Origin of the sequence: Allobosea sp., assembly GCF_030694325.1 — a bacterium.
GTDB lineage: Bacteria > Pseudomonadota > Alphaproteobacteria > Rhizobiales > Beijerinckiaceae > Allobosea.
Genome location: NZ_JAUXYO010000049.1, coordinates 1 through 6,485 on the forward strand (window position 1 = coordinate 1; position 6,485 = coordinate 6,485).

The following is a 6,485-nucleotide window of genomic DNA, read 5'->3' on the forward strand; positions in this document are numbered from 1 at the left end:
CCTCCGCCGGCCCCACCCTGAAGCTCACCCCGCTGGCGCCGCCGCGCGATCCCGCCGGCGAGATGGCGGCGCGGATCGCCGCCACCACCGACCGGGCGGCCCTGCTCGAACTGCTCGCGGCGGGCGTCGACAAGAACCGGGTGACGGCGAGGCTCGCCGCTCTGGGCTATGTCGACCTCGCGGCCGACGGCAAGCGGCTCTGGGTCAAGCCGGGCTCGGGCGAAGGCTTTCGCGACTGTGCCGATTGTCCCGAACTCGTCCTGGTGCCCGAGGGTGATGTCCGCATGCAGCTCTCGACCGGCGCGACGCCGCGCACCGTCGAAGTCGCGCTGCCACAACCCTTCGCGGTCGGCCGCTTCGAGGTCACGCGGGCGCAGTACCGCGCCTTCGTCCAGCAGTCCGGCCATGTCGTTGAGCTCGGCTGCCATGTGCGCGCGCCGGTCTGGAAGCTCGATCCGACCCTGTCCTGGCAGGACCCGGGCTTTCCGCAGACCGAGAGCGACCCGGTCGCCTGCGTCAGCCATGGCGACGCCAAGGCATACATCGCCTGGCTGTCAAAGCGCAGCGGCCAGCGCTACCGCCTGCTGACCGACCCCGAATGGCACCATGTCGCGGCCTCCTCGGCGAAGGACATGGCCGACCCCGCACGCCTCTGCGCGATCGGCAACGGCGCCGACGAGACGGCCAAACAGGCGATGCCGAGCTGGACAGCGGCGCCCTGCCGGGACGGGTTCCGCACGACGGCACCGGTCGGCAGCTTCGCGGCCAGCCCCTGGGGCCTGTCCGATCTCAGCGGCAATCTCTGGGAATGGGTCGACACTTGCCCGCCCGACCCCTCCGTGCCGGGCCAGCCCTTTCCGCCGCCGATCTGCCGGGAGGAGGAGGGCCGCATCCTGCGGGGCGGCTCCTGGGCCGATCCGCCGGCGGCCCGGCGGCTCGATTCCCGGATCGTCAGCGAGCCCGGCATCCGCGATCAGGTCGCGGGCTTCCGCGTCGCGCGCGATCTCGGCAACTGAGCCCGGGCCTCAGGCGACGCCGGGGCTCGCTCGCTGCGACCGGCGCAACGTCCAGATCCAGCCGAACGTTGCCGCCAGCAGCAAGGCACCGACGATTTCGGTCGTGGCGATGGGAAGGAACAGACAGACGCCGGCGACGAACAGCAGCACGCGCTTCACGCCGTCCAGCATCACCAGGAAATAGCCCTCCAGCGCCGCGTTGAGCGCCAGCACGCCGAGCGCGGCGGTGCCCGCCGAGATCAGGATCTGCCCCGGCGCGCCCATCAGCAGCAGCGCCGGCTGGTAGATGAAGACGAAGGGCAACAGGAAGGCCACCATGGCGATGCGGCACGCGACGACCGCGATCATCACCGGATTGGCCTTGGCGATCGAGGCGGCGGCAAACGCCGCCACCGCCACCGGCGGCGTGATCGCCGACATCGAGGCGATGTAGACGATGAAGAGATGGGCCGGCAGCACCTCGACGCCCAGCGCGATCAGCGCCGGCGCCGCCAGCACGGCTGACAGGGCATAGACGGCCGGCGTCGGCATGCCCATGCCCAGCACGATGATCACGAAGGCGGCGACGAGGATGGTCAGGATCGGGCTGCCGCCGGACATGTGGAACAGGCCGGAGCTGATCTTGCCGGTCAGGTCCGTCATCGACAGCGTCCCGACCACGAGCCCGGCGATGGCGCAGGCGACGCCGACGCCCACCATCCCGCGCATGCCGTCGCTGAGGCCGAAGAACAGCGTTTTGACCAGGGCCAGCGGGTTGGGATGGCGCAGCATGGCGACGGGGACGAGGGCCGCGCAGGCGAGCGCTCCGGCGAAGGCCGGCCGGTTGAGGCTGAGCACGCCCCAGACCAGCAGGCCGATCGGCAGCAGATAGGCCCAGTCCCGCCGCAGCACGGCGAAAATCGAGGGCACTTCGCCCTCGCTCATCGGCGGGAGCCCTTCCCGATGCGCGCGGAAATGCGCCGCGAGGAAGACCGACAGATAGTACAGCAGCGCCGGGATCAGCGCCGCCAGCGCAATCGTGGCATAGGGAATCCCGGTGAAGTCCGTCATCAGGAAGGCGGCGGAGCCCATCACCGGCGGGAGCAGGGCCCCGCCCGTCGAGGCCGCCGATTCGATCGCGCCCGCATAGGTCCGGCTCACGCCGGTGCGGATCATCAGCGGAATGCTGAAGGAGCCGGTGGTGACGACATCCGCCGTCGGCGAGCCCGAGATCGAGCCGTAGAGCCCCGACGAGACCACGGCGACCTTGCTCGCCCCGCCGACCTGTCGGCCGACCAGGGCGTTGGCGATGTCGTAGAAGAAATCGGCCCCGCCGATCCGGTCGAGCAGCGCGCCGAAGACGACGAAGACGACGACGAGAAAGGCCGCGACATCGAGCGCCGGGCCGAACAGCCCATTGGTCGAGAAGACCAGATGGTCGACGATCTCCTGCGTGCTGAAGCCGCGATGCGCGAAGGAGCCGGTGAGCCGGTTGCCGAAGATGGCATAGGCGAGAAACGTCGTGACGAGCACGACCAGGATCATCCCGATGCAGCGCCGCGTCGCCTCCATCACCAGCGCGATCAGCACGATCGAGGCGACGATATCGGCCGTCGACAGCTCGTCGATCATCGGCAACCGCAGTTCGTGGACCGGCTGCATCGCGAGGAAGTAGCCGCAGGAGGCCACCGACAGCGTGACGAGGAGCCAGGCGGCGAGCGAGCGCCCGGTCGGCCGCGCGGGGTTGGCGGTGGTCGTCAGGAAGGCCAGCGAAAGGACCGCGCCGAGGAAGAAAAACAGCGCGATCTCGCGCTTCACATACCAGCCGAAGGAGATGGCGATCAAAGAGATCGCTGCGGCGACGCCGATGATGTGGACGCTCCATTGCTCGGGAGCGTCGAGCTGGCGCGAGCGCCCCGGCGCGAGGATCGTCAGCAGGGGCGGCATCGCGATGTCTCCAGAGGATTGGTCCGGAGGCGGCGGAGAGGGCCGCGCCTCACTTCAGCAGGCCGGCTTTCCGATAGGCGGCTTCGGCGCCGGGATGCAGCGCCAGCGGCGCGGTCTGCGTCAGGTTGACCGGCTCGAGCCGGGCCATCATCGCATGCGCCTGCCGCAGATAGTCGAAATGCTTGATCATGCCGTTGGCGATCAGGGCCGCATCCTCGTCCTTCATCTCGGATGAAGCGAAGAGCACGACGCTGCCGGTGATGGTCGGCACGGCCGCAGGCTGGAAAGCGTAGGTCCCGGCCGGCACGGTGATCGGCGCCGTCCCGAGCAGCGCGCCGAGCTTGGCGGTCGCCTCCGGCGAGATGCCGAGCATCTTGACCTTCATCTCGCGCGTGGCGCTGTTGATCTGGCCGGAGGGGAAGGCGAGCATGTTGATGATGACGTCGACCTGGCCGTTCTTCATCATCTCCAGGCCGGAATTGTAGTCGACATGGTGGATGCGCCCGCCCCAGCCCTCGATGTCCTTGGCGGTGATGCCATAGGCCTTGAACACCTCCTCGCCGGTGACCGCCATCAGCGTGCCGCGCTGGTTGAGTGCGATGCGAACGGGTTTCTTGGCGGCGAGGATGCTCTCGAAGCTCTCGATGCCGGCATCCTCGCGCACGAGGATCTGGACCGCGGCCGTCGGGTCGATCAGCGCGATGGCGCGCAGATTGGTGATCGGGGCCTTGAAGGGTTCCTCGCCGGCCTGCGCGCGCTTCACCAGCTGCGCATGGGCGATGCCGAGCTCGACCTTTCCCGTCGAGACCAGCTGGATGTTCGCGGCCTCGCGCCCCGGCTCGTAGCCGAAGGCGGCGCCGGGCGACTCCCGCCGGATGGTTTCGCCGATGGCGTTGCCGATGGCGCTCCAGGCGCCTCCGACGGAGCCGCCGGTCAGGGTGATTTTCTTCGCCGGCGCGGTCTGCGCCGCTGCCGGGAGCGCTCCCAATGCCAGCGCGGTCGCGACGAGCGTCGTGAAAGCCAGTCTCTTCATGGTTTCCCTCCCTGCCTCGTGTCGGACACGGCCCGGGAACGGGCCGCTCAACCGAAGACCACCGGCGGATGCCGCCGGCGGATGATCTGACGTAGCTGCCGTTCCCCGGCGGCTTCAAGCCGCCTTGTCGAATGCTGACTTGCGCAGCACGAGGAAGAGTTTGTTGGTGTGCATATGGGTTGTCAATGCTGTTCATCGCCCAAACGGGCGGCGTGCGCTGCAGCAAATTTTTGCAACCCTTGCGAGACAACTGCGAGGACAGCGCCGAAATCGTCGATTGCTGCGCTAAAGAGCAGCCCCGGCGCAGGCCATCGCCAATCCTTGCTTGACAGCTCATGGCCGCGTTCGCATCGTTGGTACACAAACGGTAATCAGATCGGGCCATCCATGCTATTCGCTCCCCATGGCGAAGCCCGCAGGAGCTGGCGGGAGCGCAGGGGCAGGGCTGATCATGTATGACCGTTTCACCACCCAGCGGCTGATCGACCTCTGGCTGAGCGAGGACATCGGCTCCTGCGACCTGACCGTCCAGGTCATGATCGAGCCGACGGAAACCGGCGCCTTCCGGATGAACGCCCGCGAGCCGATGGTGCTGGCCGGCATCGATGTCGCCGCGGCGGTCTTCGCCCGCTACGAGCCGCGGCTCTCGGTCAAGGTCGAGGTCGCCGATGGCGAGCGCGTCGAGAAGGGTGCGACGCTGATCCTCGTCGAGGGACCGGCCCAGGGCATCCTCACCGCCGAGCGCACGGCGCTCAACATCGTCCAGCGCCTCTCCGGCATCGCCACCGAAACGGCGCGCTATGTCGACATCATCAAGGGCACGAACGCCCGGCTGATCGACACCCGCAAGACCACGCCCGGCCTGCGCATGCTCGAGAAGCACGCGGTCGCCTGCGGCGGCGGGCTAAACCACCGCCTCGGGCTCGATAACGGCGTGATGATCAAGGACAACCACATCGCCGTCTGCGGCGGCATCGCCCAGGCGGTCGAGCGCGCCCGCCGCAAGCTGCCCGTCCTGACCAAGCTCGAGGTCGAGTGCGACCGGCTGGAGCAGGTGCGCGAGGCGGTCGCCGCCGGCGCCGACGTGATCATGCTCGACAACATGCCCGTGCCGGAGATGACGGAGGCGGTCGCCTATGTCGCCGGCCGCGCCAAGCTGGAAGCCTCGGGCGGCATCCGCTACGAGACGATCCGCGCCATCGCCGAGACCGGCGTGGACTACATCTCGACCAGCAAGATCACCCAGTCGGCGCCCGCCGTGGACATCGGGCTCGACGAGGCCTGAAGGCGACCGGAACCCCATGCGGCCAGGCATCCTCTTCGTCGTCGTCGGGCCGAGCGGGGCCGGCAAGGATACGCTGATGGACGGGGCCCGTCGGGCCCTGGTGCAGGGCGGGCGCTTCGGCTTCGCGCGGCGCCTGATCACCCGCCCGGCCGATGCCGGCGGGGAGGACCACGAGGCGATCAACGAGGCGGGTTTTGCGGCGCTCGCGGCCGCCGGAGGTCTTCTTGTCTCCTGGCAGGCTCATGGCCTGCATTACGGGCTGCGCGCCGCTCTCCGGGACGAGCTTCTGGCCGGGCGCCACATCGTCGCCAACGGCTCGCGCGGGGTGCTGGAGACGCTGGCCGGTGCCGTGCCGCGTCTCATCATCATCAACGTCACCGCCTCGCCCGAGACGCTCGCCCGCCGGCTCGCCTCCCGTGGGCGGGAGACCGCGGACGACATCGCCGCGAGGCTCGCCCGCAAGCCGCCGCAATGGCCTGAGGGCATCGAGACCATCACCGTCTCCAATGACGGCACGGTCGAGGAGGGGATCGAGCATTTCCTCGCCGCGATCGACGCCGCCACCCGCCGCCTCTCGCTCAAGCCCGTCCCGATCGACGGCTGGCGCGACAGCATCGCCTATCTGCCGCGCGACAGCGTGATCGGCGTCGCGGATTTCGATGGGCCGGGCAAGGTCGACGTCGCCGGGCCGGTCGCCGCGGACGGGACGCGCCGCAGCATCCGCGCCCGGGTCAACGTCGTGGAGGCCGGCTGGCTGCTGCAGCCGCACGAGATCGGCCTGTCGCGCGAGGCCTTCGCGCAGCTCGCCTTGCCCGAAGGCAGCGAGATCACGCTGACGCGCACCCCGCCGCAGCACAGCCGCGATGCGCTGCGCGCCAAGATCCAGGGCGCCGAGCTCGGCGCTGCCGACTACGCCATGCTGCTGCGCGACATCGTCGAGGGCCGCTACCCGGAAGGCGAGATCTCGGCCTTCCTCGTCGCCGCGACGCGCTCGCTCAGCGATGCCGAGGTCGCGGCACTCGCGAGCGTGCGCGCCGGGTTCTCGACGCCGCTGCGCTGGGACGAGCCGATCGTCGTCGACAAGCACTCGATGGGTGGCATTCCCGGCAGCCGCATCACGCTGATCGTCGCGCCGATCGTCGCCGCCCATGGGCTGGCCATGCCCAAGACCTCCTCGCGCGCCATCACCTCGGCCGCCGGCACCGCCGATGCGATGGAGGTTCTG

Annotated in this window: 5 protein-coding genes; 3 read left to right on the forward strand and 2 right to left on the reverse strand. The window is 69.4% G+C overall.

Going from position 1 to position 6,485, the window contains the following annotated elements; all coding sequences use genetic code 11:
• Positions 1–1,016 (forward strand): formylglycine-generating enzyme family protein (locus Q8M82_RS02665; protein ID WP_305689835.1); only part of this gene is annotated, 1,016 nt, incomplete at its 5' end.
• A gap of 9 nt (positions 1,017–1,025) precedes the next feature.
• On the opposite strand, the gene Q8M82_RS02670 is transcribed toward Q8M82_RS02665, so the two are convergent.
• Both Q8M82_RS02670 and Q8M82_RS02675 read right to left on the reverse strand, forming a co-directional pair.
• Entirely contained in the window at positions 1,026–2,942 is a 1,917-nt protein-coding gene (locus tag Q8M82_RS02670) for a TRAP transporter permease (protein ID WP_305689836.1), read from the reverse strand.
• A gap of 49 nt (positions 2,943–2,991) precedes the next feature.
• A complete protein-coding gene (locus Q8M82_RS02675) occupies positions 2,992–3,975 on the reverse strand; it encodes a TAXI family TRAP transporter solute-binding subunit (RefSeq protein ID WP_305689837.1) in 984 nt (327 codons plus the stop codon).
• Positions 3,976–4,426: 451 nt separating this feature from the next.
• Between Q8M82_RS02675 and nadC the strand changes: the two genes are divergently transcribed.
• On the forward strand, positions 4,427–5,260 hold the full coding sequence (nadC, locus tag Q8M82_RS02680; RefSeq protein ID WP_305689838.1) for a carboxylating nicotinate-nucleotide diphosphorylase: 834 nt from the start codon (positions 4,427–4,429) through the stop codon (positions 5,258–5,260).
• 16 nt (positions 5,261–5,276) lie between these two features.
• Positions 5,277–6,485: phosphonate metabolism protein/1,5-bisphosphokinase (PRPP-forming) PhnN (phnN, locus tag Q8M82_RS02685; protein WP_305689839.1), on the forward strand; the 1,209-nt coding region annotated here is incomplete at its 3' end.